Genomic DNA, 26237 nt, shown 5'->3' with positions numbered 1-26237 from the left:
AATATCAGGAACTCTTCCCTTAATACACAGTCCAAAGACTAACTCTAAGAAATAAGGGAAGAAAAATGTTTTATAGAATATTCAAAAAAATGATGCCCGTTTTAGCCGTAACGATTCCCCTGTGGTGCTCTACAACGCTGGCTGATGATCAGATAAACGAACAATTGATCACTCGTATTAAGGAAAAAATCAGTTTTTCCGAAAAAGCCGGTTATCATGTCCCAACGGAAGAGACCATAATTGAGCACATTAAGCAGTTGCTTTCCCAAGGGGCTGACATTAATTACCAGGAAGAAAACATTGCGGTTCCCAGAACCTATTCCAGCGTTCTTCAAAGCCTGGGTAATCTAGCATCGTTAATTCATGGCGTTTGCGAGTGGATGGAATACCTACCATTTGCAGGCAGTCCCAAATGCACGCCACCACAAGAAACAAAAGAACCCTCTTCAGCCTGGACCGCTCTTATGTACGCTTCCTACAAGGGACTGCCTGACGTGGTAAGTTTTCTTTTAAAACAGGGTGCCAATCCTAATTTCACAGGAGCTCAAGGCTGGAATGCCTACACGCTGGCAGAATATTATCGTGACCGATATGAGAAGAGTAATGATAAATCCATGAAAGAACATGCTAATAAATATAACCGGATTGTCTGCGAACTGGAGCCATTGACAACAAATACTGTAGTGCCACCCTCGTTATACATAGGAAAAACACAAGCGCATTGCGAACCCTAAGCCAAGGGCACCCCGGAAGCAGGTCAGCACAACCCAAACTCCAGAGTGCCATCAATACAAGCCGCTGCCATGGCATCGCTATAGAGAACTCAGGCAGTTTCCAGCAGATGCCCCAGCTTCCACACCTTGGTGGTTAAATACTTTTCATTATGAGGGTTCTGACCGGTCTGGTGCTGCTGGCGCTCCACCACCTCAATACCCTGTTTCGTCAGGGCATCCACTTTGCGGGGATTATTGGTCATCAGAATCAACTGGCTGACACCCAGATGATCCAGCATGGTTTTGCACATGTCGTACTTGCGCATATCCGCCGCAAAGCCTAACTCTTCGTTGGCCTCTACGGTATCACGCCCTTCATCCTGAAGATGATAAGCCCGAACCTTGTTCATCAGGCCGATACCACGCCCCTCCTGGCGCAGATACAGAATAACGCCACGACCTTTCTCAGCAATCTTGCGCATGGCAGCCTCCAGCTGAGGGCCACAATCACAACGCATACTGAACAGGGCATCACCCGTCAGACACTCCGAATGAACCCGCGCAAGAACGGGACCGTCCTGGCTCACATCACCCATGGTGAGAGCCAGATGCTCCTTGCCAGTGCCACTCTCCTCAAATCCATGCATGATGAATTCACCAAAAGGGGTGGGCAGGCGAGACTCTGCGACAAACCTTACAGACACTCACTACTCCTTAAAACAGTCGTGCGGGCAGATTGTACCAGTCCTTGGCAATACAGGCGAGTAACCATAGGGGATCAGCTGACAAACGGCCATGAGCCGGTTTTTTAGCATAAGCGCAGCTCACCACAAACATGAAAATAGTGACAAATGCCGGAAGGTAAGGCTTTTCGCAAGAAGAAGGTAAGAATTGCCCTCATTACATAATGCCTGCCGACCAGATTGACGATTACCGGAGTGTTCTCTATTTTTCAAGGCGGTATCACTCTATCGATAAGATGTCGTACTAACAAAATATATCCTCAAGTGTACAGGGGACGAATGAAACTGGAATTAATTTGTAAACCAGCGCTTATAAGTGTTCTCTTGCTTTGCCTGTTGCCAGTATCCGGCATTACTGCCGAATGGAAAACAGGCGACTTAAGCACGGGCGAACTTGATGATGTACACCGTAAATTCATCCAACAGTTTCTTGATAAAGGTTACTTTGCTATTCATGGGAACCGCATTTACCCTGGACAACAAGAGTTATCTGAAGCGGCTATGGGGGCACTGCCCACTCCACCGCTACCTGAAGGAGTTGTTCTGAGTTATCAGTCTGACGGCGAACAGCTACAACTCATAAGCTTTCATGCACCAGATCACCTTCAGGGCACGCTGTACAACATTTCATTACTGGCTCAGGGCAATACCGGGTTTATCAGGCACGAAGGCCTTCGTCAACAGATTGATCAGTTATTACAAAGGCCGTCACAAGTTGTTATAGACAGGCGTTTTTATTACACATCGTCTACCGAAGTGCCTGTAACAGCACAGCAAATTCAAAATGCACTTATAAACGACCTTCAACATCACCCCAATAACAACTCAGCCCTCAGAGTTGCCACTGTTAACTCAGGCCAGCTTACTCCTTTTGTATTAGTCGACACGCCCGGAAACCATAACGCAGGTCAATTTGTTCATGCTTATGCACCACGAAACGACAACTCAGATACTAATTCTTCAACAGAGGGCGGCCAGTATCTTTATCATGGATACACAGGAGAGATCACAAACCCTGTTGCCCGACAGTTTATTGAAGGTCTGCTCAATACCGGTTATGTAGTCATCTATGACAGGGCTGCTTATTTTTCCAATGCAGTTGCTGACCCCCAGCAACTGCTGGGTGTGATCAACGAAGGTTCAAATCGACCGCTAGCTACCCCCGACCACGTAAGGGTTTTGACGTTAAACGACCACAGCCAGGTTGCCTGGTTAAATCTGGCCATGCCTGCCGTTTTCCATAGCCCGCACAATAATTATGGCCAACTGACAGTTACTGCTGACAGCATTCTGAATTTGCGGAACACCTACGTCCTCGCTGCTGAAGTGATTCAGAATTACCTTAACCAGGGATACCTGGTGATTTTTCAGGGCAGGCTTTACTCACTGACAGACCTGGTGTTTAGTCCGGAGTACATTTACCAACTATACGCAAACGCCGTACATGCCAGCGGGATTATGAATAACACTGAAAATACACTATGGGTATTCATACATAATGGTTCTATGATCACGCATTACGTAGTACTCGATCTTTTTGCACAACTGCCCTGGCCTCGTATCACTCAATTAGCAACATCTACCACTCAAAGGTCATCGTCAGGATTTGACGCGGCTTACCAGCCTTCCTCTATGCAACTCTCTCCCCTGCAGACGCAGGCGCTACTCCCTGCAACGCATCAATCCTCCCCACCCCTTCCATCAAATTCAGATTATGAAGCGACAGAACCGGATCATGTGAGATTAGTGAATGACGTTCAGGCTGCGCTATCTCGACTAACTGCCAGCTTTAACGAACATCCTGTTACTATCCCTTCCGCAGTTTCCGGGCAGCTTTGCCAGGAGCAGGACCACTTTAAACAACCCAGGCCACCTACTGATTCTTCCGAAAAAAAAACATCTGAAGAAGAAGGTCCAAATAATCAGAGTAATTCTAACGAGCCAGGCAGCGCTGAAAAATCTGCGAAACAAAAAGAAGCTAAATTAGCCAAACGAGCCCGTAAAAAAGCAAAAAAAAATAATTCAGCCACACCTACCGATAAAGCTTACCCGGCAAACTCATGGCCACATTTTAAGTATTATTTAGTGCCTGCTGTAATTACTGTATTTTCTGCAATAGGCACTCAGCTGTTTTACGCTATCACGAGCTATCTGCAAAAAGATAAACCAGTCGAAAAAAAACAACCAACATCTTCTGATAATACTCAGCAAGAAAAGCAGTTAAACAAAAAAAACAACTATGAAAAAGTTGATAATATACTTGCAAAAGAACTGGAATTTATTAAAGCCCTGATGGTACAAAAAGAGAAAATTAAGCAAGAACTGTCAGACCCTGTGCTATCAGAACTCACAGAAAAGCTATTTGATCACATGCCTGCCATCCTGAAACCTGTTATTCACCGCAAGGGGGAACTATTTGATCCCGGCCTGTTTAAAACCAACGTAAAGACTTATCGCAACAAAGATTACAAAAAAGCAGACAAGGCACTCCACTTCATTCCGCTGAAAAAAATCAATACTTTCGAGCAGCTCACCCTTGAAGAAAAAAAAGAAATTATTGAATTGACTGGTGCTTTAATAAATCAATCCTTAGGCAAATCCGGTCTCGATATTTTCACCACATTTCAGTGGCATATGGCTCTATGTGGTAAGCCAGAAAAACTAAGCGGCTTACCCTGCCATAAAAGAGTATCAAAACTATTAATTGACCAATGGCATAACAAGCCATCCTCAGAGGCTTTACTGGTCAGTTATACGAAAATGTCTGATCACGAAAACAAGCCATACTGGTTAACGGTTGCAGCCTGGCCTGTAGCCGGGATAAATAAACTTGAAAGCGAACCCCTTATCTTACCCGTTCTGAATGATAAACGTGATCTCAGGCTCATTGAGCGATCACCGTTGTCACAAGATACAATACGAAATCTGGATTTAAGTCTGAAGCTTCAGGTAGAAACTGAAAGGGAGCTTTTAAACCCGTCGCTTACCTGGCAAAAAGTAAGGCCGATGGATTTACTGGGGTCTTTCTTTAGCTATGAAACCCTCGCCACAAGGTTGCTTCTGAGCGATGGCCGTATTCGCTACAACGTATTATACAAAGGAGATATCGTACCGCCACATAAAGCCCTGATACCTTATGTCACAGAGTCTAAAACGGAAATACCATGCTATTCGCTGGGTGACAAGGCAGCAGAACTCTGTGTCAAAATATCCGAGAATCTGATCAGGGGAAATGCATTCTTTGATTTGCTGAGCAAATTCCCGGATTTTAAAATCCCCCAGTACCAACTCGTGACAGAGGATAATAACGGCAATATAAAGCTAACGAGCTCTATCAGGGAAATTTCTGGGCGTGTACAGGACTTAAATAACAAACCAAACAAATCATTATTTTTTGCTTTTAAGTCTCTGACGCGGCTTGATGAAGTTCCTGTGTCCCGTATAGAAACCATCCTCAAGACCTACACAACAGAAAGCATACTTCAAAACAGGCAAAACAGCCTGGAAGAATCTTTAACTGTTTTTTCCATTTGCGGTTATATCCCCTCACCAGGTTTATTAGAGCAGTGCTATAAGCAAAATTATAATGGATTGCATGAAACAAATTCTGCCGTAGAACAAATCGCCTTCAAATATCTTAAAGACGGACTTCCAGTTCACTATTCTGACCTGGAAGGTCACCATGTCCGCTATCTTCCTCTTCTTATTACCTCTTCTGAAGGATTTTTCTTTTTTCCCATCGGACAACTTATTGTCAACGGATGGCCTGCGAACTTTATATGGGATAACAAGGCAGGGACTGACAAAGTTATCCACCTGCCTTTTAACCCATCTTTACCAGCCGATCACCATCAGTATGTCGTCATTAACGCCCCAGATTTCTACCAGAGTTTTCACATTGGCCAGCCTCATGAGCTTTTGCATGACCTGGTTGGCTTAAAGGAGGTACCTGAAACCGCTACGTACCTGACAATGTTCTCTGGAACCAGTAGGGTTATGATGACCAGTTACTTTAAAGGTCAGCGGATCAGAGAGCTTGGACAACAGGATAATTGAACGCTGATCTAGCCCCAGACCGCCGCCAGAACCCGCATACAGCCCAGCGCAAACAGCCCGGCAATCACATCATCAATCATAATGCCAAAGCCACCTTTTACCTTTTTATCCAGCACACGAATAGGCCAGGGCTTGATGATGTCGAAAAAGCGGAACAGAACGAAACCCGTTATCACCCACAGCCAGCCAGCGGGCGCGGCCATCATGGTAATCCAGTACCCCACAAATTCATCCCAGACAATCCCCGGATGGTCATGTACACCCAGGTCTTTGGAAGTACGGTCACAAATCCAGATACCCAGTACCATACTGACGACCAGCACCAGCAGGTAGTTCCACACGGGCAAATACTGCAACAGCAGGTAAAAAGGCACCGCCGCCAGTGTGCCAAAGGTACCCGGTGCTTTAGGAGCCAGACCACTGCCAAGCCCGAAAGCCAGAAAATGAACAGGGTTAGACCAGACGGAAGGAGATCGGCTCATAGCTTATCAATTGAATATCTATTAGATGTTTAGAAATGCCGGTAAGCGGCAGAGGACAAAGGTTGTCCTGTTGCTTTATCACAGATGCCTTCGGCATCCGTAATATAACCAATACAGGTGACAGAACATTCTGCCCGAATCACTTCGGGTAATTCCAGCGTTTTGTGGGCAGGCCAGGTAAAACAGAGTTCGTAGTCATCGCCACCACTCAGCGCATAGCTCTGCGCTTTTTGCTTTCCGGCAACGTTTAACAACTGCGGCGACAGCGGCAGTTGTTCAAGATTCAGCTCTGCCCCAACCTGACTGGCTTTCAGGGTATGCCCCAGATCGCCCAGCAAACCGTCAGAAATATCCAGCGCCGACGTGGCACCGTTTGCCGCCAGCCATTGCCCAAGCTTCACCCTTGGTGACGGTTGATAGTAACGTTGCAGCAGGTATTGCACAGATTCCTCGTCACAGCTCTGTGGATACAGCCCTTCCAGTACCGCCGGTAAGGCTCCCGCAGCATCTCCAAGACTTCCACTGACGTATATTAAGTCACCCGTCCCAGCGCCATTGCGCCGCAGTGCCTGACCGGAAGGAACCAGCCCCTGAACCTGAATGGAAATAGTGAGCGGGCCTCTGGTGGTATCGCCACCAATCAGTGCCAGCCCCGAAGGTTGCGCCAGTGCCACCAGCCCGTCAGAAAATGCCTGTAACCAGTCGGTGTCGGATTCAGGCAGTGTCAGACCCAGGGTAAAACTGTGTGGCTCGGCTCCCATAGCGGCAATGTCGCTGATATTCGTTGCCAGTGCGCGGTAGCCAAGCAGAAAAGGATCACAGCGTTCAGGAAAGTGGACACCAGACACCAGCGTGTCCAGAGATTGTGCCAACTGCATACCCTGAGGCACTGACAGCAGGGCGCAGTCGTCACCAATGCCAAGCACATCGGGCCGGGAAGATCGCAGCTCCGGACGATCAAAGAAATGTCGGATTAAATCAAACTCTCCAAGAGACATTCCGGAACCTCAACTTCTAGCGCTTGCGATAACTGCGAACTTCGTCCGCTCTTACGCGGGGAGCCAGCTTATCCAGAATGCCGTTGATGTAGCGGTGAGAATCCTGAGCACCAAAGCGCTTCACCAGCTCAATGGCTTCATTGATCACAACACGGTAAGGGACGTCGGAGCGATTCATCAGCTCATAGCAGCCGATACGCAGAGCAGCCACTTCCACCGGATCCAGCTGACTGATGGGGCGATCCAGCAGCGGGTTCATCGTTTCGTCCAGCGTGCTCATTTCACGGGGGATACCGTGCAACAGGGAGTGGAAGTAACCGTCGTCCACCTTGCTGAAATCATTGTCTGCCCGGAACTGCATTTCAATATCAGTCAGGGACGATTTGGACATCTGCCACTGGTACAAAGCCTGCAGCGCCAGCTGGCGGGCGCGACGGCGTTCGGAAGGCTTTGGTTTACTCTCTCGTTGAGCGCCTTTGCGCCCGGCTTCCTGATTCAGAGAAGTCAATTCAGACCTCCAGCTTTTTCAGCAGAGACACCATTTCAAAAGCGGCCATGGCAGCCTCTTCACCTTTGTTACCAGCCTTGGTACCAGAGCGCTCAATGGCCTGCTCAATAGTATCAACCGTCAATACGCCAAAGCTCACCGGAATTTCGTATTCCAGGTTGACATGGGACAGACCTTTCACGCATTCGTTGGCAACAAACTCAAAGTGTGGCGTGCCACCACGGATAACAGCGCCCAGGGCAACGATGGCGTCGTACTGGCCGGATTTAGCCACTTTCTTAACGGCCAGTGGGATTTCAACAGCACCCGGACAACGCACAACCGTAATATCCTCTTCCGGAATACCGTGACGGGTCAGGCTGTCCACCGCACCACTGAGCAGGCTTTCTACTACAAAAGCGTTCCAGCGGCCAACCACAATGGCGTATTTGCCGCCATTGGGTTCCAGAGTGCCTTCAATGGTTTTTAAAGACATTTATCTTCCTCTCAACAATCCTGTGAAAGACTTAACCTTCACAGGGAATATATTCGACAATTTCCAGATCAAAACCGGACAATGCACCAAACTTCACCGGAGAACTCAACAGACGCATCTTGCCAACACCCAGCTCACGTAGAATCTGGGAACCAGTGCCAATGGTTCGGTAAGCACCCGACATACCAATTCCTGTGCGCCCTTCACTGAAGCGGTTAAGAGCAGTCCCCAGGTCCAGCTTATGTTCGTTATCCAGCAGAACAATGACGCCCTGGGACTCCTGAGCGACTTTAGCCATCGCCTTGTGCAGGGACCAGCTGCTGGTACCTTCACCGGATTGAGCAGACAGCAGGTCACGGAAGGTTTCCATGGCGTGCACACGAACCATAACCGGCGTATCGGGAGTAATATAGCCCTTGCTCAGCGCCAGGTGGGTATTTCCGCTGATGGTGTCTTTATAGACCGTCATATCAAACTGACCGAAGTCGGTATCCAGCTTGCGTTTCTCAACCTGTTCTACGGTCTTTTCGTTCATGATCCGGTAATGGATCAGGTCCGCGATGGTTCCAATCTTCAGGTCGTGCTTTTCAGCAAACAGCTCCAGATCCGGACGACGGGACATGGAGCCATCTTCGTTCATAATCTCAATGATCGCTGCCGCTGGTGTTATACCCGCCAGACGCGCCAGATCGCAACCCGCCTCAGTATGACCGGCACGGCTTAACACGCCCCCGGGACGAGCGCGCAGTGGAAAGACATGCCCTGGCTGAACAATATCGTCCGGACGGGACAGGGAATCCACTGCCGTACGAATGGTACGCGCCCGGTCGTGGGCAGAAATACCAGTGGTTACGCCCTCGGCCGCCTCAATAGAGACCGTAAACGGCGTTCCGTAACCGGACTGATTTTCATCTGAGCTGACCATCGGTGGCAGCCCCAGAAAGTCGCAGCGTTCGCCAGTCAGCGTCAGACACAGTAATCCACGCGCCTCACGGGTCATAAAGTTGACAATCTCAGGAGTGATTTTTTCTGCAGCGATAATCAGGTCGCCTTCATTCTCACGGTCTTCGTCATCCATCAGGATGACGGGCTTACCAAGACGGATGTCTTCGATAATTTCTTCGATGGAATTCAGCTGCATAACACCCCCGGAAAAAGATTCAGCCAGAAGGATTGTCCGGCTTGCAAAAACGCGCCCATTCTAACGGTTTACGAGCATTAACAGAAGTCAGCCACGAAGTGTTAACGCATAAATCCGTGTTCAGCCAGAAAACCGGTTGTCAGGTTGGAAGCCGGTTCAGCCCGTTCGTCTTTCAGCGATGGGTCCAACAGACGTTCCAGATAACGCGCCAGCAAATCAACTTCCAGGTTCACTCGGGTTCCGGGTCGGTAATGAGTGATAATGGTTTCCTGCTGCGTATGAGGCACAATATTCAGGGCAAAGCGACAGCCGTCTACTTTATTAACCGTCAGGCTGACACCGTCTATTGTTATTGAGCCTTTGTGCGCAATATAACGAGCCAGTGTTTTCGGCGCTTCCAGCCAGTACACACTGGATCGGGCAGCGGATTCTACAGAAACCACGCGTCCAACGCCATCCACATGCCCACTGACCAGGTGCCCCCCCAGCCTTGTGGTGGGTGTCAGTGCTTTTTCCAGGTTCAGGGGACTGCCAGCAGGCAGTGTATCCAACGTGGTGTGTTCCAGGGTTTCCAGTGACACATCGGCCACATAACCAGAACCAGTCTGTTCCACAACCGTCAGACACACGCCGTTGGTAGCGATACTGTCACCCAGTTGTACGTCAGACAGGTCCAGCTGACCCGAGTCGACGGTCACTCGCAGGTCACCCCGACGCTTTTCCGCCGACAGTAAACGTCCAACGGCTTCAATAATTCCGGTAAACATGACTTTCTCCTTAACTCACTTTTTAGCTGTTGGCTATTGGCTGTTGGCTCTTGGCTTTTAGCTAACAGCCAATAGCCAATAGCCAACAGCCAATAGCCATTTAATCGTTGTTTGGAAAAGCGGTGATTTTCCAGTCATTACCCACGGCCCGAATATCGGTAATATTCAGGTTCAGCTTTTCCGACATACTGGTGAAAGGCATTTCCAGCAATGGGCGGGCACCGGACCCCATCAGTGTCGGTGCCATAAAGACAATCAGTTCATCCACCAGCCCCTGCTGCATCATGGCTCCCGCCAGCGTAGCGCCGGTTTCCAGTAGTACATCGTTGATGTCCTTTGTCACCAGAATTTCCAGCATTTGCTCAAGGTTGATTCGCCCATCGTGAGAGTCGAGCATCAACACTTCAGCACCCGCTGCCTCCAGCGCCTGTTTACGGGCTTTCGCTGCCTCCACTGAGCAGAAGATCATGACATCGCCCGGCCCCGTCACCACCCTGGCATCAGCGGGTGTCTGCAAACGGGAATCCAGCACCACTCGCAGGGGTTGCTTCTGCAGCAGTTCAGCGGCGTCCGGAAGGTTTAGCTCAGTCTCTCTCAGGGTGAGCGCTGAATCATCATGAAGAATGGACCCAACCCCGGTCACAATAGCGCCACTGAGCGCTCGCAGGCGCTGCACCTCACTGCGAGCCTCAGGCCCTGTGATCCACTGGGATTCGCCACTGGCCATAGCCGTGCGGCCATCCAGACTCATCGCCAGTTTGCACCGAACATGAGGACGGCCTGTTTGCATGCGTTTGATAAAGCCTGAATTCAAGGCCCTGGCTTCAGCCTCCATAACACCGACACGGGTTTTGATGCCTGCTTCTTCAAGCATTTTGATCCCATGGCCAGCCACCTGAGGGTTCGGGTCCTGCATGGCAATCACCACCTCAGCCACCCCGGCTTTAATCAGCGCTTCTGCACAAGGCGGTGTACGTCCGTAATGACTGCAAGGCTCAAGGGTTACGTAAGCGGTTGCCCCTTGTGCCTGCGCCCCCGCCATTGCCAATGCATGAACCTCGGCATGAGGCTCTCCTGCACGCTGGTGATAGCCCTCACCCACCACCTGATCCCCCTGCACAATAACGCAGCCAACGCAGGGGTTAGGTCGGGCGGTATAACACCCTTTTCGCGCCAGCTCTATAGCCCGGGACATGTACAGGTGGTCAGAAGCAGAGGCCATGGGTAACTCCGGCATACAGGTTTAAAAGTGGGTCATGATAACGTCTGACGAGGATGATCTCGATAGTTTGTGCTGAGGGATGCCACGAACTTTTTCCTAAACAGGCGGTCAGAGAATACAGATTCCACAAAAACAAGAGAGATTTTGTATGAAGTACTCACTTGGCAAATTTTGCTTACTCATTCTATGTTTTATTCTGGCGACACTATCCATCACTCAAGCCACCGCTTATACCGACGTCGCTGATAATAGCAAGGTGCTGGATATCAACGATCGCGAAGCGCTTTATCAGGCAAAACAGGCGTTTGAGGCTAATAAGGAAACCCAGGACTATTCGTACGCTGATCAATTTCGTCAATTAACGCAGTTAGGCTTAATTCACAATGAAGGTCTGCAAGTTAATTCTCTGCTTAAAACAGCTTATGAGAAAATGGAAGATCGCACCCCTCAGAATCTCATTCAAACTGCCAAAGCCCTTCGATATGGAATACCGGTTCATGAGGCCATTGCCAAAGCGATTGAACAACAGAGCAGTCTTCTTTCTTACTCTTTATATACACTCATGCGTCTCGGAAAAGCGGGGGTATTTGATTCACACAGAGCGCCATTATTCGAGGTAGCTTATGACTGTGGAGCTTCGCCCGTTGTACTGAACGGCGGTGGCCCCCTTCACTATCTCTCCTCCCCTTACCCTACCGATGAGCTGGAGCAGCAAACACTTTTCATGCAGGAGTGCAAAATGTCTGAACAACTGCAGCGGCAGGTAGGTCAGGAAGGGGGCATGAGTGCTGAACTCAAGCGACTGGCCAGTCAATTCGATGACCTGGAAGCCTCGGACTTCGCGATGAAAAGGTCAGAGATATTTACGGCTTTTGCAATTAATCACCCTTCTGAAGTAATAGAACCAATGAACCTTATAAAGGATGCCATTTTCACAGCTCGCAAGAATGAAGGAATGATGCACCTTCTTCTATTCAAAGGAGCCAGAAAATATCAGTTCTTTCTTTTAGGCGCTTACAAAGAGAAGCTTAACCTTTTTTACGTAGCTGATGATAAACGTCCGACACCTGTCGTTGTTTTCAGCATGCCTGAGGATGTCAGTGAGTACTTTCTGGCTGAAGCCATTCACGAAATAATGAACGGCAAAAAAGAGAGAGATCGTGTTCCCGCCCTGGAAAGCTCCGCACTAATGCTAAACAGCAAAGAGGCTTCCCACTTTATATCCGGGCCAGATGGTAATCCACAGGCTGAACCATAGGAGCCATTGGGTCATACTATGGATTTTCCCGATAGCATCTATTACTATCCGCCTCTGCTCCGGGGGAGTAGTCTGCTTTAACCGTCGACAATCAATCATTGCCGATGGTTAAAAGTGGTTGCGTCAACATCATCAGCCCACAGGCTGTGGCGTAACCGGCACAGAATCCGCTTCTGTCGCTTGATGAGACCTGGACGACGACACTGGTCATGAGGGCCTGGTGTGGTTGTCCTTGTCTGTACGCCCTCTGAGTTTGTCTAAATGTTATCTACTGTCGTCCAACTTCTGGCTATCGTACTTGGGTTTATAGCCCTTAGCCGGAGTGCCGATCGCCTTGTTGAAGTGTCTTCCACTCTGGCTTTCAGACTGGGCATGTCAACGCTCACCATTGGCATGACCATTGTCGCCTTTGGTACATCTGCGCCTGAATTAGCTGTTTCTGCTGTTGCTGCACTGGAAGGCTCAGGTTCTATCGCCATTGGCAATGCATTGGGTTCGAATATCATCAATACCGGTATGGTGTTGTCTATTTGCGGCCTGATAACACCACTGGTATTAAGTCATCGTATTTTGTCCCACGAAATGCCACTGCTGATGGCTGTCAGTGGTCTGGCATTCCTGCTAATGGCTGACGGTATGCTGACCCGTTCCGACGGTTATGTACTCCTTATGGGCCTTATTGTCTATGGTGTCTACCTGACAAAACAAAACAATAATCAGAATAGCGAGCATAGTGATGAAAAAAGTTACGAAGGGAATAACGAAAAAAATAACGATGGCTCAGATCAGGAAGTGATTATTCTGCCCCTCAATACCTCACGCTCTATTTTCGAAGTGGTCGCCATGCTGATCATTTTGATTGGCAGCTCTAAATTGCTGATTTGGGGGAGCAGTGAGCTGGCGCGCTCTTTTGGTATCAGCGAAATGGTCATCGGTTTAACCGTCATTGCGTTTGGCACCAGCCTGCCAGAGCTGGCTGCGGCACTGGCCTGCGTAAAGAAAGGGCTGTTTGATATGCTGCTGGCAATGATTATTGGTTCTAATATTTTCAACCTGCTGGGGGTATTAGCCATGCCCAGCCTTCTTACTGGCGACTTACCCCTCGAAGCACTGGCAATAACCAGGGACTGCATGGCGATGCTAGGGCTGACATCACTTCTACTCATCATTGCCATTTCAGCAATGATCTCATCAAGGCGCACTTTCCTGACCGACACCGGCAAAGGAGTAAAATTTGAATGCACTGTATCAAGATTTAAGAGCGGGCTTATTCTGGCAGGCTTTGTCGTTTATATGGTCGCTCTGGCGATGACCTTCTGAAAACAAACCTTTTGGAAAAGGCAACATCAGGGGGGGTTAAAAGAATCCCCCCCCCATCAACCCAAAGCCCGCTAGCTTTTGGATCGCTCAACCGTTTCCAGTCTTTCAATTTCTTCCCGGAATTCATTGAGATCTTTGAAATGACGATAAACAGAAGCAAATCGAATGTAAGCAATTTCATCCAGTTGCTGCAGCTCACGCATAACTTCCTCGCCCAATACCAGCGACTTAACTTCACGCTCGCCAGTTGCCCGCAACCGGTGCTTAATACGACTGATGGCTTCTTCCAGCTGTTCAACACTGACCGGACGTTTTTCCAGAGCCCGTGCCATACCCGCCCGTAATTTATCTTCATGGAAGGGTTCCCTGGAACCGTCGCGTTTAACCAGGCGGGGAATCAGCAACTCCGCCGTTTCATACGTTGTAAAACGTTCAGAGCAAGTCAGGCATTCACGACGACGACGAATCTGGTTTCCATCAGCCACCAGTCTCGAATCGATAACTTTAGTGTCTTGCGCACTACAATAAGGACAATGCATTGTCAGAACTGACTCGATAATTATTGATCTGGTCATCATAAACCGATGTCGACTAAATACAAGCACCAGCAATCAGGTAAAAACAGCCGTGGGCTAATGGAAAGAATGAGATAATGGAAAGAATGAGCTAATGAAAAAATATTCACCATAAAAAAAACGCCGGAGATTAAACCGGCGTTTTTTAAACGCTTACTTTTTAACTATTAAAAGCAGCGACTGCAATCAGCTATAAACCGGCAGGCGCTGGCAAATATCCAACACCCTGGTCTTCACTTCATTTTCAGCCTGCTCATTGCCGATATTTTCCAGCACATCACAAATCCAGCCAGCCAGATCAGCTGCGTCGTTTTCATTGAAACCGCGTCGTGTAATAGCGGGAGTACCAATGCGCAGACCGCTGGTAATAAAGGGAGAACGTGGATCGTTTGGCACGGCATTCTTGTTAACCGTAATATTGGCACGCCCCAGAGCTTCTTCAGCGTCTTTACCGGTGTACTCTTTACCAATCAAATCCATCAGGAACAGGTGGTCATCAGTGCCGCCGGAAACAACGCTGATACCGCGGTCCTGCATAACAGCAGTCATCGCCTGTGCATTTTTGACAACCTGTTGCTGGTAAGTTTTAAACTCATCCGCCATGGCCTCTTTAAAGCAAACCGCCTTAGCTGCAATCACATGGCACAATGGGCCGCCCTGCGATTCCGGGAAGACGGCAAAGTTCAGCTTTTTGTTCAGCTCTTCGTCATTATTAGCCAGAATCAAACCGCCACGAGGGCCGCCCAGGGTTTTGTGGGTGGTCGTGGTGACGACGTCGGCGATACCAATCGGAGACGGATAGACACCCGCTGCAACCAGACCGGCTATGTGTGCCATATCCACTAACAGATAAGCGCCCACCTTATCGGCAATGTCACGGAAACGTTGCCAGTCAACCACCCGGGAGTAGGCGGAGAAACCAGCAACAATCATTTTTGGCTTGTGTTCTTCAGCCAGACGCTCAACTTCTTCGTAATCAATTTCACCGGTTTCGGCGTTCAGGCCATACTGGACAGCATCGTAAATACGGCCAGAGAAGCTAACTTTGGCACCATGGGTCAGATGACCACCATGGGCCAGACTCATACCCAGCACTTTATCGCCTGGCTTAATCAGAGCCATATAAACGGCTGCGTTTGCCTGAGAGCCGGAATGTGGTTGTACGTTAGCGTAGGCTGCTCCGAACAGGGCTTTGGCACGATCAATGGCCAGCCGTTCAGCAACATCTACATGTTCGCATCCACCGTAGTAGCGCTTGCCCGGGTAACCTTCAGCGTACTTGTTGGTAAGGGCAGACCCCTGAGCTTCCATCACCATAGGGCTGGTGTAGTTTTCAGAGGCAATCAGTTCGATATGCTCTTCCTGACGGATGGTTTCAGCATCAATGGCGGCTTTGAGTTCCGGGTCGAACTCAGCTATGGACATGCTCTTTTTGAACATTTAAGACCTCTGTGTTGCCTGTCTTCATAGAAGATCGCTTATTCTAATACACAATCAGAGGGAACTGCATGGAAATACCGGGGAAAAGCCCACAATAGGGTTGAGTATTTATCCACACTCAAGGTGATTTCTGCTTAACAGGATCAGGCAACACTAAACCGTGCCATTAATGTTGCCTGCTTTTCTTTCGCTATGGAGCCGGTAGGACGGTCTTAAGTCCGACAGGATCCTATGGGCATTGGTTTCAAAATGCCTGACGATAACTGAATATCAATGCATCACTGCCACTTTTCTTACCCGATGTTCCGGCATATTCCAGACCTATCATCTTATCCAGGTCAGCTCCGAACTGGCGATTAAGGGCAAGGCTGTAATACATAGCGGTATCACGGCTTTCAGCTTTTGGGGTCTTTGCCCACATGCTGGAACTGCTCTTGCCTTTGTCTTCCCAACCATGAGTTTTCTGGATACCCAGCTTAACCATAATATCCGTCGGCTGGCTTAAATCAGGAAACATATAGCCAATACCAGTACCGAGACGAGTCGTTAAACCTTTGTGCTTCGATTCGTTAACAGGGTTTCTGAAGTTCTCACTTTTCTCTGTATGCTTCTCAATGGTTCCAAGGCGATAACCCACATAGGCTTCCGGAACCAGGCTTAACCCCATGGTCCAGTTGTCGAGGGGAATCCGGTAACTGGCCTGCAGGTGAGCAGCCCATTCCGAACCTTCCGGAGAGGCTTTCCAGCGACTATTAAACAGATCCCGCCGATCCGTATCAAGAGACACCCAACCGTAGGTCAGCATGGAATCAATGGTCCAGCGGTCGTTATTCCAGGACACAAAAGGGCCAAGCCGGTAAATCCGGGCATCAGAATCCATATTGCCGGAAACGCCTGCGTTTGCTTCCATACGCACCTTCTGCAGGCCAAACATGCCCCCCAACAGAAAGCCATTCCCTAAATAACGGAAAGTACCAAACTCGGCTCCTTCCCCTTTGTATTCCTGCTTCAGCCCAGCTTCAGGTTCCCAGTGTCCACGAAAAACATATCCCTGCCCGTATACATACCAGTGATCGTCTTCCAGGCCATTGAACAAGCCCTGAGAGTTGTTGATATCTGCCAGCATTGGTGCGTCATCACCAAGTTCAATGCCCTGTTTCAGAAGATTATTCATACGCCGTATCTGGCTGATGAATTTGGTATGGGTTTTCCAGTTGTGGTCGGCTGTTCTGGTGAGGTAGGACTGATTTTTGATGAAGTTCGGGTCACCCAGCTTACTACCAACTTTCTTTTGCCGGCATAAGTCAGCAATCTGACTCAGTGCACTCACCATGACCATGTAATTTCCACCATCGAGGCTGACCTCACTCGAATCCGGAACGGACTTATAGTTTTGCAGACTTAAATAACGTGCCAGAATAAGATCGTGCAATAGCGGGGAGCCTGCTGCCGCATTCTTTTTATAGGCCTTAACTGCCGCATCGAAAGCCAGGTTCAGCGTATCCTTTTGAATTTTACTCAGCTTGCTGACATTGTAGGGCTTGTCGAAGTCAGCTCCCTGACTTGAAAGCGAGGGATCATAACCGCTGCTTATCCCCACAGTGCTCTTACTTTCATGAGACTCTTTGCTCTCAACACTAATACCCTGTGGCGAAAACCTCACTTTATTCTTTCCGCCCCCGGTTCCACAGCCATGAAGCAGTGCAACCGAGAGAATGACCATCAAACCCTTCGTTTTTGTTATATTTTTCATAACGTTACAACCCATTGTTATACTTTTGCAACTCCCTCCCGTGCCATGCAACAGAAGAAAACAGAAGATGAAATATAGACAATATTTTACCGTTGTGTAGGTGACTGCCCGTATCAGGGCGCATTTCGCTTAAATACCCTTCCCAAAGCATTGCCAAGGTAATACCGTTACATGTATCTTCCCGCAGTTAAATCAACTGGATACAGAGACACCTTTCCATGGCACAGTATTTCAATCTATCTAATAAATATTTAGTTATGTTGTGGGCAGGCGGTTGAATGTCATGTATATAAAGAAATAAAGCCACTTCATAAAACCTTGCTATTCACACCATAAATCGATAACTAGTTACCTTTCTGCAAAATATGGCGTCAAAACATAACCTTTTTCCCATCTCGGAACATTTTTTAGGGATGGTTACTCGCTGACTATCTCTCGCTGCGCTTCAGCAAAGAGCTGCCTGAAAGGTTCTCTCATGACTTTGGGGTCTAATGGATCAAGGATAGTGTGCATGTAAGTGTCGCAAGGTATCCTGCCTTTGACCCGGTACAGGTGCATCATGGCATAGGCTGTCATCAAGGTGTCTGCCAATGAAATCTTGTTCTGGTAATGATTAGGGCAGTGATCTGGAATCTTGGCAAAACTGTCACAAATCAGCTGGATCATACTGTCGAGGCATACATAGATGTTTTCGTGGTTTGCGATCAGACATGGTTCTGAATAACGGGTTATTGTCGTCCAATCATCAAAAACAGACGCTAAAGTCTGCGAACGCATTAATTTTCTGTACCTCTGTAACCCTTGGGATTAGCGGGTCGAATTAAAACCGCAGGATTAGCTGGAGGTTATATGGACTTTCCGCATGTGCGGCAAAAATATGGACTCGTGTGAAATTTTGGCAGGATTACGGACGAGTTCTTCTACTAAGTGTTAGGTATCAGCCTATATGAAACATTTTTAAAAATTTAAAATATTAAAATATACGTGTCCAATGATTTGTTACTTAATTTTATATAACATATATGGCCCCTCTATATAGGAAAGATTATGACTATCATCATTTAAAGATTTACAACCACCATTCCTTGTGAAACTTCCATCCTTGAATGCTAAACCCGGTTCACTTGGGTTTTTTATAAGATACTGAGCCGAAAGGCATAAATTATTCATATTTTCTTTTTTAATGCCTATATTTTTAAGTGCCAATTTAATAACTAAATCTGGATCTTGTTTTTTACTAACTTCAATATGATAATGCTCATCCAAAGGGCTTTCCCTTTTATGTAATTCAGGAATATGCTTCGTAGATTCTGGCATAATAAATGCACATTTATCTACTTCAGATGCAACCCAGTCATCAGGATATTCATTTTTTGTATAAAATGTAAAAAAGGTACTTTTATGGCTGGAGGCTGTATTAATAGTTATACAATCTGTATCATATATTCCTTTATTTTTAAGGTGGTAAGAGAAATTTAGATTAGTGCCTCTAACAGAACGAAATGAGAAACCCCCTAATATCTCACTACTAGAAGAAGATTCAGTTTGACCTGATGTATGGTATAAACCAACATTTAAACTATTAGTAGGATTCATATTTACTCTCCTTGGTTAAAAATCAATTTAAATTCGAGCCGTAAAAAATTAAAAAATTCCCTATAACTCTTTACAACTTAGACAGAATGCCTAACAAATGGTTCAAGTTCGCTCCGGGCTTTGCCCTCCACCCGACGTGCCTTCGGCATGCGGCTTAACCAGGCGTTAGCTGCTTGAAGTCAACAAATGACATCTTTCAGAGAGCAGGATATTTTTGGAAATTCTTTGAGAACTTTTTTATCCATCGTGTAGAGCTTCGTATTCAAATTTACGGCTAATGAAACGAATTCACAATCATAAGCTGAGCATTCGCTGCTATTGACGAGAGAAAGAACATTGATTGACTTCATTTCAAATTCATTGCCAGCCATGAGGGTTTCAGCTTCAGCCTGAATCTGTAACGCTCTCTCATATGTGATAATATTTTTCCGTAGATACAGAGCCAATACATTGCGAAACTCACTTCGCCAAAGATGGGGGGCAGCCCAAATAGGATTATCTTCCAGTAGCTTTTCTGCATTTGACGTGTACTTCGTAGGCAAATACAGGTACGCAAGCACATTAGTGTCAACAACAATCATGCTCTACCTCGATCTATAGCATCATGAATGTCATCGACATCAATCATGTCGGAGTCTATGCCTTTTCGTAGCTCCCTAGCCTTTTTCAGGTGTTCTGCCGGGCTTACCCTTTTGGGCAATAACATTTGCTCAAGGCAGTGAATCAGCTCACTGTTTATGCTTCTGTGGTGCGCACTAGCAGCCTCTTTTAGCTTTTTATACAAAGAGTCAGGAATATTTTTTATCGTGAGTGCTGGCATAGTTAACAACCTTTTTAGTGTCTATATGGTTGCATTATGGTTGCTATTATCAAGATCGTCAAATCGCAGCTAACAAATGGTAGCTGGCTGATTTACCGGGACAACCGCAACAACAGTCAGTGCAGGTGCTACAGCGAAAGGTGTTGAGCGTTCTCAGCATGGGTCGCAAGAAGCCCCCACTATAGCCGCATCAGCGGCTTAGTGGTGGGAGTACATCACAGTATCTACCCAGCGAACAGGAGTTGCAGGAACAGTTACAGCGCAGCCGTTTGCTTTGGCTGTAGAAAGAGAAAAGAGAGGAATAATCCGGTATTTCCGGAAAGTTCAACAGGACAGTATGAAGTTCACAGAAAATCAAAACGCAAAAAATGGTAGGTTAGTGAAAGCAATACTCACAACCGTAATTATTGTGGGAGCAGCCCAGTGAAGCTTGAGTCCCTGTCTATAAAAAACTATCGGGTTTTCCAGGATGTCCGGATTCGCAACATGCCCGGCTTGTGCCTGCTTGTGGGCTAACGGCAGCGGTAAAAGCACCCTGTTTGATGTGTTTGGCTTCCTGAAAGATGCTTTGGCTGGCAACGTTCGCACAGCTCTTCAGAAACGGGGTGGCTTCAAGGAAGTAGTAACCCGTGGCTGTATTGACCAGCCGATAGTGTTTACTCTCCAGTTTCGGCTTGCCATCGGTGGGGTCGAGCGGCTGGTGACTTACGTTCTGGAAATCAAGCTGGTAAAGGGCTACCAAAAAGTGGCAGGGGTTCGAAAGATTTCTCCACACCTTTCTCTCAACACCAATAAATCCGTGAGTTTCCAGCATCTTTTAAGTGGGTTGCAGGCTTATCTTGAGCGGATTGAGGTAGCCTGACGTATTAACAAACGGACAGTACGATGAAGTTCACAGAAGAACGCCTTGAACAAGCGATTATTCAGTTACTGGGAGAGCAGGGCTACCCTTATGTTCCCGGTTCACAGGTCAACCGCCAGCCGGAAGAGGTTCTGATTAAGGATGACCTGCGGGCTTTTCTGGCAAGGCAGTATAAACGTGATGACCCGTGGCAAGGACGACGAGAAGGAACTGTATGACCTGCTGGGCAATAAAGACTATCGCAAGGAGCTGGATCGCCTTTAAAAACGAGAAGTCCAACTTCAAAATCGCCATTGTGGTGGATATGTGGCTGACCGGCTTTGACGTGCCATTCCTCGATACGATTTATATTGATAAGCCAATCCAGAAACATAACCTGATCCAGACCATTTCCCGGGTGAACCGCAAGGATGCTTCAGGCTCCCACTCGACATGAATTTTACCGTCGAAAGAATCGACTTCGAGTTTGACGGATAAGGGGTGTTTTTCCATTTCAGACAACTCACCCTTTGGGGGATTTCGCTATGGAGCCGGCAGGACGGTCTTAAGTCCGACAGGCTCCTATGGGCATTGGTTTCAAAATGCCTGACGATAACTGAATATCAATGCATCACTGCCACTTTTCTTACCCGATGTTCCGGCATATTCCAGGCCAATCATCTTATCCAGGTCAGCTCCGAACTGGCGATTAAGGGCAAGGCTGTAATACATAGCGGTATCACGACTTTCAGCTTTTGGGGTCTTTGCCCACATGCTGGAACTGCTCTTGCTTTTGTCTTCCCAGCCATGCGTTTTCTGGATACCCAGCTTAACCATAATATCCGTCGGCTGGCTTAAATCAGGAAACATATAGCCAATACCAGTGCCGAGACGAGTCGTTAAACCTGTGTGCTTCGATTCGGTAACAGGGTTTCTGAGGTTCTCATTTTTCTCTGTATGTTTCTCTATGGTTCCAAGGCGATAACCCACATAGGCTTCCGGAACCAGGCTTAATCCCATGGTCCAGCTGTCGAGAGGAATCCGGTAACTCGCCTGTAGGTGAGCAGCCCATTCCGAACCTTCCGGAGACGCTTTCCAGCGATTACTCAACAGATCCCGCCGATCCGTATCAAGAGACACCCAACCGTAGGTCAGCATGGAATCAATGGTCCAGCGGCCGTTATTCCAGGACACAAAAGGGCCAAGCCGGTAAATCCGGGCATCAGAGTCCATATTGCCAGAAACGCCTGCGTTTGCTTCCATACGCACCTTCTGCAGACCGAACATGCCCCCCAATAGAAAGCCATTCCCCATATAACGGAAAGTACCGAACTCAGCCCCTTCCCCTTTGTATTCCTGCTTCAGTCCAGCTTCAGGTTCCCAGTGTCCACGGAAAACATACCCCTGCCCGTATACATACCAGTGATCGTCTTCCAGGCCATTGAACAAGCCCTGAGAGTTGTTGATATCGGCCACCATCGGTGCGTCGTCACCAAGTTCAACGCCCTGTTTCAGAAGGTTATTCATACGCCAGATCTGGCTGATGGACTTGGTATGGGTTTTCCAGTGGTGGTCGGCTGTTCTCGTCAGATAGGACTGGTTTTTAATGAAGTTTGGATCACCCAGCTTGCTACTGACCTTCCCGTCACGGCATAAGGCTGCAACGTCATTGATTGCCTTTACCATGGTCAGGTAATTGTCGTCTTCAAGGAAGATTTTTGAATCTTTCGGGGCCCGTGTATAGTTTTGCAGACTTAAATAACGGGCTACGACAAGATCCTTTAAGCTTGGTGAGTCTTTTGCCGCATTATTCTTGTAAGCTTTGCTTGCCCGTTCAAAAGCCGAACTCAGCATATCCTTCTTTGCCTTACTCAGCCTACTGGCATAGTAGGGCTTCTTGGAAGAAAGTTCTGAAACAGTCGAGAGTGAAGGATCATGACCACCATAGAACGCTATTGACTCTTTAAGGTCAGTGGCCTTTGTGTTCTCAACACTAAGACCCAGGGGCGAGAACCTCACTTTAGTGCCTCCACCTCCGCTGCCACAACCCTGAAGCAATGTCATCACCAAAACAGCGTTCAAGCCATGTATTATTCTTGGAATCATAACCTTACAACCTCTTCTTCGTATCTTTAAAAGCCTCTCCCATGCTGTGCAACAGAGGAAAATAGACGCTGAAATATAGACAATATTTTACCGTTGTGTATTTTAATGCCCGGATCAGGGCGCATTTCTCTCAAATCCGCTTCCCAAAGCTCCCCCTGTGTTGCAAAACTGTGTCGCAGGGAGTGGAGGCTGACCACCTTGTTTATCCTGCATTCCTGAACTAACTTTCTCATGGCTTTTTGAGGCAGGGAGCGATTCATGGGCTTTGCAGCCCTGTGCTGTGCTTGCATGTTCTGCCCCTGTGGAAACAGCCAGCGCAGATTTCGGTGGGTTTTCCAGCATTGACCGTCAGGTTGAGAGTTTCGCTCAACCTCAGTCCCATGCTGTAAGTGGTGAGTATAAATGTGCGAATTTCAGGCTTTCGGCAACGGCTCAGCAATCGGGTAAGCTCATCGGTGGTGAGAATGTCTGGCAGCCGTCGTACAGAGGGTGGCTTGACGATGTCAATGAACTGTCACGGTCGTTCGAGTACAAACCGGTAGAAAAATTGCGGGCCGTTACGATCAGTCTTGACGGTACTCCATGTCTTTGACATCCTCTAAAGCCTTCGGATTCCTCTTAGCAAAAGCGCCGCAAACCCTCGCTTACATTGGCAAGGTAGGATGATATTTTGTAACTATTCAGCACCCAGCAAAGGTTGATCGCTGTAATTCTTCATCGCAATAAGCAAGGCTTCAAAAACGTTATGCCCCTGCTTTCTCGCCGATGAGACATAACTTCGGATACGGCTATACCATTCCGCCCCTTTCTTACTTCGGATACATCCCGATATTTTCTGTTTTACCTTACCATTCCGGATGTCTCGCTCACTGCCATTGTTGTCGAAGGGTATTCTGAAGTCAGTCATGAACCTCAAGGTTGCTTCCTTGAATTTCACCAGTCGCTTGAACAGGTTAAAGGCTTTCGTATTTCTCACTTTGTCGTCGCCCCGCCGTTGCCGTAGGCGTTCCATATATTCGGCTTCCTCGGCCTGAGCCCTTTTCGCAGTCCGCTCGAACAGTGAACTAATCCGTTGGCGAATCGTCTCTGGCATCGCCTCCATGCCAATTTTTTTGAAACCGTTGCTGAGATGCCAAGCCAGCCTTAGCATCCGCTGAAGGCGTACAGCCAGATGGTTGCAATCCCGGTCAACAACACCCTGTAACTCCCTCAGGTGATGAGCGTTGCACAGCACATGAAGAGCGGCATAGCGGAAGTAAGCCTTGTAATGGTCATGAACCAGTATTCCGGCAAAAGTCAGCAAAACGCCCATTGACTCAATGGCAGAGTGGCCTTTACTGGGATCAAGGTGATACAGCGTCCATTTTTCACTACGCAGAACGTGCATCCACCATAGCGAACCAGCCACCCGCATGCCTGTCTCATCGGCACCAGCAATGGGTGCGTTCTTAAGAGCATCGACAATTACCTGCTCGGTGCTGGCCAGTTGATCATAGGCATTTTCCTGGAACATACAAATGGAACCCGGACTGACTTCCAGCCCGTAAATATCCAGGAAAAACTGGGAAGCGCGTTTGTATGGCACCAACTGGTACTGGCAGAGATACACCGCCAGCGCCTGGGTAGCAGGTCCATACTGAACATGGGAGTCAACGCCTTCCGGGAAGCTGCCGAGGGTTACATGACCGCATTCACACTTTTTGACTTCCGCTACATGAGCCGTGACTTCAAAGTGACCAAAACGACCAGGTTCAAATACCTGCCTTTCGATTAGCTTGACGATTTTAGAAGAACGTAATGAACGATGGCAGTTCTCGCAGTCTATAACCGGATGGTATTGGGTGCGCCCAGGGTCTTCGACCTGCCTAAGCGTAGAGCCTTTATGACCTCTTTGACCACCGGGCTTGCGACCAGATTTCTCTCGTAAGCTTTTGGGGTTGGGCTTTTCGCCTTTAGGATCACTGTCCGGGTCTGGCGTCGTACCAGATGAGTCTTTTTTCTTGGCGGAAGGCTTGGCATAACCATCCGTAGAAGGAGGCTTGCTACTGTTCCTGCTGTTGGTGTTAAGCCTGTCGCTTAACTCCTTGTTCTCTGCTTCCAGTTTTGAAACCTGCTCACTCAAACAAGTAATCTGCTCCTGTTGCTCATTCACAGCAGTAAGGAGAGCGACGATAATCTGGAATTCGGGAGCAGGTTGACTCATGACGTGCAGATGCCTGAAAACTGTCTTTCAAAATGGCACAAAATCACAAAAATTCCAGTCTATCGTTTGGGGGCTGAATAGTTACGATATTTTCGCTGTAGTTTAAAACTAAGCCAGGATATAAAGTTGGTGGTAATATGCGCAGCCAGTGTGCTCGTGAAGCCTTGTGCTTCAAGCAAAATACCATGAAAAGAGCTTGTGAATGATCGGCATACCACCATTATCAAGGCACCCTTTTTGTACTGCCCATAATGAAGGCTGGCAAAAATAATCCCGGATATAACAGAGGCTGAAGCAACCAAATCTTCAGCATCATTATTCGTAATCTTTGGTAAAACCACGCTTTTTAAAACTATATAAAGTGGAACTCTAAAAGCGGCTTCTTCAAAGAGGGGGGCAACTAAAACAGCTGAAAAGAAATCTATGCTGGCCAGAAATTTATCCGAGTACTCTATTTCCCAGAAACTTGTGTATTCAAATAATATATAGGTTCCTGCAAGTCCGGCACCGTACATCACTCCATACCCAATCCCAATTGGTTGCACGAAATACGGCCAATATTCTCGCCCAGACCCTTCAATTACCTCCGAAGAATTTAGTACCCTACTATCATTAACCTCCGAAGAATTTAATACCCTGACCTCAATTACCTCCGAAGAATTTAGTACCCTACTATCATTAACCTCCGAAGAATTTAATATCCTACTCTCATTGAATTGATAAGATAGAGGCTGCTCTTCATCATGACCACTTGCCGGAGAACCGATGTCAGCTCTTATAGGAATTGATATACAAATTATCAATGGAAACCATGCAAATTTCATGTTTCATCCAAGTATTGTTTATTGTTTATTGTATTTTCCTCTAAGTTTCACTTTGAGAAAAAAGAAGTACAAAAAGATAATTGGTGACCTTGCTATTTGCAAACGTTAGTCTTCTCCAATATGAAATGAGCCTCACGCTTTTGGATCTATCATCCATGATTGCAGGATGAAAATAATTGAAGTGGTTATAGTTCTCCGGACACACAAACACGGGTAATATGAGCCCCAATCAAGGTATGTCCAAATGTCAGAAAATTGCCAAGTATACCGCCCTAAGGCTGCCAGCAAGCCTCACAAGAACGACGAGTATATATACGACGAAATCAAGCGCTTACGCAAAGAAAATGCAAAAACTAAATCCCGTCCACTATCCAAGCGTTCTCAGGAGGATCAGGC

At 47.6% G+C, this 26237-nt stretch carries 27 protein-coding genes and 1 riboswitch; of the genes, 8 read left to right on the top strand and 19 right to left on the bottom strand.

The genetic code is table 11. The features are described from left to right. Positions 1 to 65 precede the first annotated feature (65 nt). Entirely contained in the window at positions 66 to 734 is a 669-nt protein-coding gene (locus NX720_RS14600) for an ankyrin repeat domain-containing protein (RefSeq protein WP_262595539.1), read from the top strand. A gap of 89 nt (positions 735 to 823) precedes the next feature. On the opposite strand, the gene ribA is transcribed toward NX720_RS14600, so the two are convergent. Then, the gene (gene ribA, locus NX720_RS14595; protein WP_262595538.1) at positions 824 to 1417 is read right to left on the bottom strand and encodes a GTP cyclohydrolase II; all 594 of its coding nucleotides are present in this window, start codon (positions 1415 to 1417) and stop codon (positions 824 to 826) included. A 234-nt stretch (positions 1418 to 1651) separates the two neighbouring features. Here ribA and NX720_RS14590 point away from each other — a divergent pair, with 234 nt between their 5' ends. Continuing rightward, positions 1652 to 5512: a hypothetical protein gene (locus NX720_RS14590; protein ID WP_262595537.1), complete on the top strand. Its 3861-nt coding sequence runs from the start codon at positions 1652 to 1654 to the stop codon at positions 5510 to 5512. Between the two features lie 8 nt (positions 5513 to 5520). Here NX720_RS14590 and NX720_RS14585 read toward each other — a convergent pair whose 3' ends face one another. The 7 genes from NX720_RS14585 to ribD form a co-directional block, all read right to left on the bottom strand. Continuing rightward, complete coding sequence (locus NX720_RS14585) at positions 5521 to 5994, bottom strand: phosphatidylglycerophosphatase A family protein (protein WP_262595536.1); 474 nt, start codon at positions 5992 to 5994, stop codon at positions 5521 to 5523. A 29-nt stretch (positions 5995 to 6023) separates the two neighbouring features. Next, positions 6024 to 6992, bottom strand: coding sequence for a thiamine-phosphate kinase (gene thiL / locus NX720_RS14580; protein ID WP_262595535.1), 969 nt, complete (start codon positions 6990 to 6992; stop codon positions 6024 to 6026). A gap of 16 nt (positions 6993 to 7008) precedes the next feature. Then, complete coding sequence (gene nusB, locus NX720_RS14575; protein WP_262601584.1) at positions 7009 to 7491, bottom strand: transcription antitermination factor NusB; 483 nt, start codon at positions 7489 to 7491, stop codon at positions 7009 to 7011. A 10-nt stretch (positions 7492 to 7501) separates the two neighbouring features. Then, positions 7502 to 7975: a 6,7-dimethyl-8-ribityllumazine synthase gene (gene ribH / locus NX720_RS14570; protein ID WP_262595534.1), complete on the bottom strand. Its 474-nt coding sequence runs from the start codon at positions 7973 to 7975 to the stop codon at positions 7502 to 7504. Between the two features lie 31 nt (positions 7976 to 8006). Further along, a complete protein-coding gene (gene ribBA, locus NX720_RS14565) occupies positions 8007 to 9116 on the bottom strand; it encodes a bifunctional 3,4-dihydroxy-2-butanone-4-phosphate synthase/GTP cyclohydrolase II (protein ID WP_262595533.1) in 1110 nt (369 codons plus the stop codon). A gap of 101 nt (positions 9117 to 9217) precedes the next feature. Continuing rightward, positions 9218 to 9883 (bottom strand): riboflavin synthase, encoded by a 666-nt coding sequence (locus tag NX720_RS14560; protein WP_262595532.1) that lies wholly within the window; start codon positions 9881 to 9883, stop codon positions 9218 to 9220. A gap of 100 nt (positions 9884 to 9983) precedes the next feature. Then, the gene (gene ribD, locus NX720_RS14555; protein WP_262595531.1) at positions 9984 to 11105 is read right to left on the bottom strand and encodes a bifunctional diaminohydroxyphosphoribosylaminopyrimidine deaminase/5-amino-6-(5-phosphoribosylamino)uracil reductase RibD; all 1122 of its coding nucleotides are present in this window, start codon (positions 11103 to 11105) and stop codon (positions 9984 to 9986) included. A gap of 148 nt (positions 11106 to 11253) precedes the next feature. Here ribD and NX720_RS14550 point away from each other — a divergent pair, with 148 nt between their 5' ends. Both NX720_RS14550 and NX720_RS14545 read left to right on the top strand, forming a co-directional pair. Next, on the top strand, positions 11254 to 12363 hold the full coding sequence (locus NX720_RS14550) for a hypothetical protein (RefSeq protein ID WP_262595530.1): 1110 nt from the start codon (positions 11254 to 11256) through the stop codon (positions 12361 to 12363). A gap of 57 nt (positions 12364 to 12420) precedes the next feature. After that, positions 12421 to 12618: riboswitch (yybP-ykoY riboswitch) on the top strand. Positions 12619 to 12624: 6 nt separating this feature from the next. Further along, entirely contained in the window at positions 12625 to 13683 is a 1059-nt protein-coding gene (locus NX720_RS14545; protein WP_262595529.1) for a calcium/sodium antiporter, read from the top strand. Between the two features lie 71 nt (positions 13684 to 13754). Here NX720_RS14545 and nrdR read toward each other — a convergent pair whose 3' ends face one another. The 7 genes from nrdR to NX720_RS14510 all read right to left on the bottom strand — a co-directional run bounded on the left by nrdR (position 13755) and on the right by NX720_RS14510 (position 19867). Further along, positions 13755 to 14222, bottom strand: a complete 468-nt coding sequence (nrdR, locus tag NX720_RS14540; RefSeq protein WP_262565733.1) for a transcriptional regulator NrdR — start codon at positions 14220 to 14222, stop codon at positions 13755 to 13757. Positions 14223 to 14444: 222 nt separating this feature from the next. Continuing rightward, positions 14445 to 15698 (bottom strand): serine hydroxymethyltransferase, encoded by a 1254-nt coding sequence (gene glyA, locus NX720_RS14535; protein ID WP_262595528.1) that lies wholly within the window; start codon positions 15696 to 15698, stop codon positions 14445 to 14447. Between the two features lie 244 nt (positions 15699 to 15942). Then, the gene (locus tag NX720_RS14530; protein ID WP_262595527.1) at positions 15943 to 17451 is read right to left on the bottom strand and encodes an autotransporter outer membrane beta-barrel domain-containing protein; all 1509 of its coding nucleotides are present in this window, start codon (positions 17449 to 17451) and stop codon (positions 15943 to 15945) included. Between the two features lie 417 nt (positions 17452 to 17868). Beyond that, positions 17869 to 18117 (bottom strand): hypothetical protein, encoded by a 249-nt coding sequence (locus tag NX720_RS14525; RefSeq protein WP_262595526.1) that lies wholly within the window; start codon positions 18115 to 18117, stop codon positions 17869 to 17871. Positions 18118 to 18450: 333 nt separating this feature from the next. Then, complete coding sequence (locus NX720_RS14520; RefSeq protein WP_262595525.1) at positions 18451 to 19047, bottom strand: hypothetical protein; 597 nt, start codon at positions 19045 to 19047, stop codon at positions 18451 to 18453. A gap of 179 nt (positions 19048 to 19226) precedes the next feature. After that, complete coding sequence (locus tag NX720_RS14515; RefSeq protein ID WP_262595524.1) at positions 19227 to 19628, bottom strand: type II toxin-antitoxin system VapC family toxin; 402 nt, start codon at positions 19626 to 19628, stop codon at positions 19227 to 19229. Then, positions 19625 to 19867, bottom strand: coding sequence for a FitA-like ribbon-helix-helix domain-containing protein (locus NX720_RS14510; RefSeq protein WP_262595523.1), 243 nt, complete (start codon positions 19865 to 19867; stop codon positions 19625 to 19627). The genes NX720_RS14515 and NX720_RS14510 overlap by 4 nt, the downstream gene beginning before the upstream one ends. A gap of 469 nt (positions 19868 to 20336) precedes the next feature. On the opposite strand from NX720_RS14510, the gene NX720_RS14505 reads away from it, so the two are divergent. The 3 genes from NX720_RS14505 to NX720_RS14495 are packed head-to-tail and all read left to right on the top strand — an operon-like array spanning position 20337 to position 21165. Continuing rightward, on the top strand, positions 20337 to 20729 hold the full coding sequence (locus NX720_RS14505; protein WP_262595522.1) for an AAA family ATPase: 393 nt from the start codon (positions 20337 to 20339) through the stop codon (positions 20727 to 20729). Positions 20730 to 20752: 23 nt separating this feature from the next. Further along, positions 20753 to 20947 (top strand): hypothetical protein, encoded by a 195-nt coding sequence (locus NX720_RS14500; protein ID WP_262595521.1) that lies wholly within the window; start codon positions 20753 to 20755, stop codon positions 20945 to 20947. Beyond that, positions 20944 to 21165: a type I restriction enzyme subunit R domain-containing protein gene (locus NX720_RS14495; RefSeq protein ID WP_262595520.1), complete on the top strand. Its 222-nt coding sequence runs from the start codon at positions 20944 to 20946 to the stop codon at positions 21163 to 21165. Before NX720_RS14500 ends, NX720_RS14495 begins: the two co-directional genes overlap by 4 nt. 140 nt (positions 21166 to 21305) lie before the next feature. Here the strand turns inward: NX720_RS14495 and NX720_RS14490 are convergent, their stop codons facing one another. Next, positions 21306 to 22814: an autotransporter outer membrane beta-barrel domain-containing protein gene (locus NX720_RS14490; protein ID WP_262595519.1), complete on the bottom strand. Its 1509-nt coding sequence runs from the start codon at positions 22812 to 22814 to the stop codon at positions 21306 to 21308. 26 nt (positions 22815 to 22840) lie between these two features. Further along, positions 22841 to 23104: a site-specific integrase gene (locus tag NX720_RS14485; RefSeq protein WP_262595517.1), complete on the bottom strand. Its 264-nt coding sequence runs from the start codon at positions 23102 to 23104 to the stop codon at positions 22841 to 22843. 11 nt (positions 23105 to 23115) lie between these two features. Here NX720_RS14485 and NX720_RS14480 point away from each other — a divergent pair, with 11 nt between their 5' ends. Next, complete coding sequence (locus tag NX720_RS14480; protein ID WP_262595516.1) at positions 23116 to 23406, top strand: hypothetical protein; 291 nt, start codon at positions 23116 to 23118, stop codon at positions 23404 to 23406. Positions 23407 to 23490: 84 nt separating this feature from the next. On the opposite strand, the gene tnpC is transcribed toward NX720_RS14480, so the two are convergent. Both tnpC and NX720_RS14470 read right to left on the bottom strand, forming a co-directional pair. Beyond that, entirely contained in the window at positions 23491 to 25017 is a 1527-nt protein-coding gene (gene tnpC, locus NX720_RS14475; protein ID WP_262595515.1) for an IS66 family transposase, read from the bottom strand. A gap of 59 nt (positions 25018 to 25076) precedes the next feature. After that, the gene (locus NX720_RS14470; RefSeq protein ID WP_262595514.1) at positions 25077 to 25841 is read right to left on the bottom strand and encodes a CPBP family glutamic-type intramembrane protease; all 765 of its coding nucleotides are present in this window, start codon (positions 25839 to 25841) and stop codon (positions 25077 to 25079) included. Between the last annotated feature and the right edge of the window lie 396 nt (positions 25842 to 26237).

The organism is Endozoicomonas euniceicola (assembly GCF_025562755.1).
GTDB lineage: Bacteria > Pseudomonadota > Gammaproteobacteria > Pseudomonadales > Endozoicomonadaceae > Endozoicomonas_A > Endozoicomonas_A euniceicola.
The sequence above is the reverse complement of the archived record's forward strand: the minus strand, read 5'-3'. Positions and strand labels throughout refer to the sequence as shown.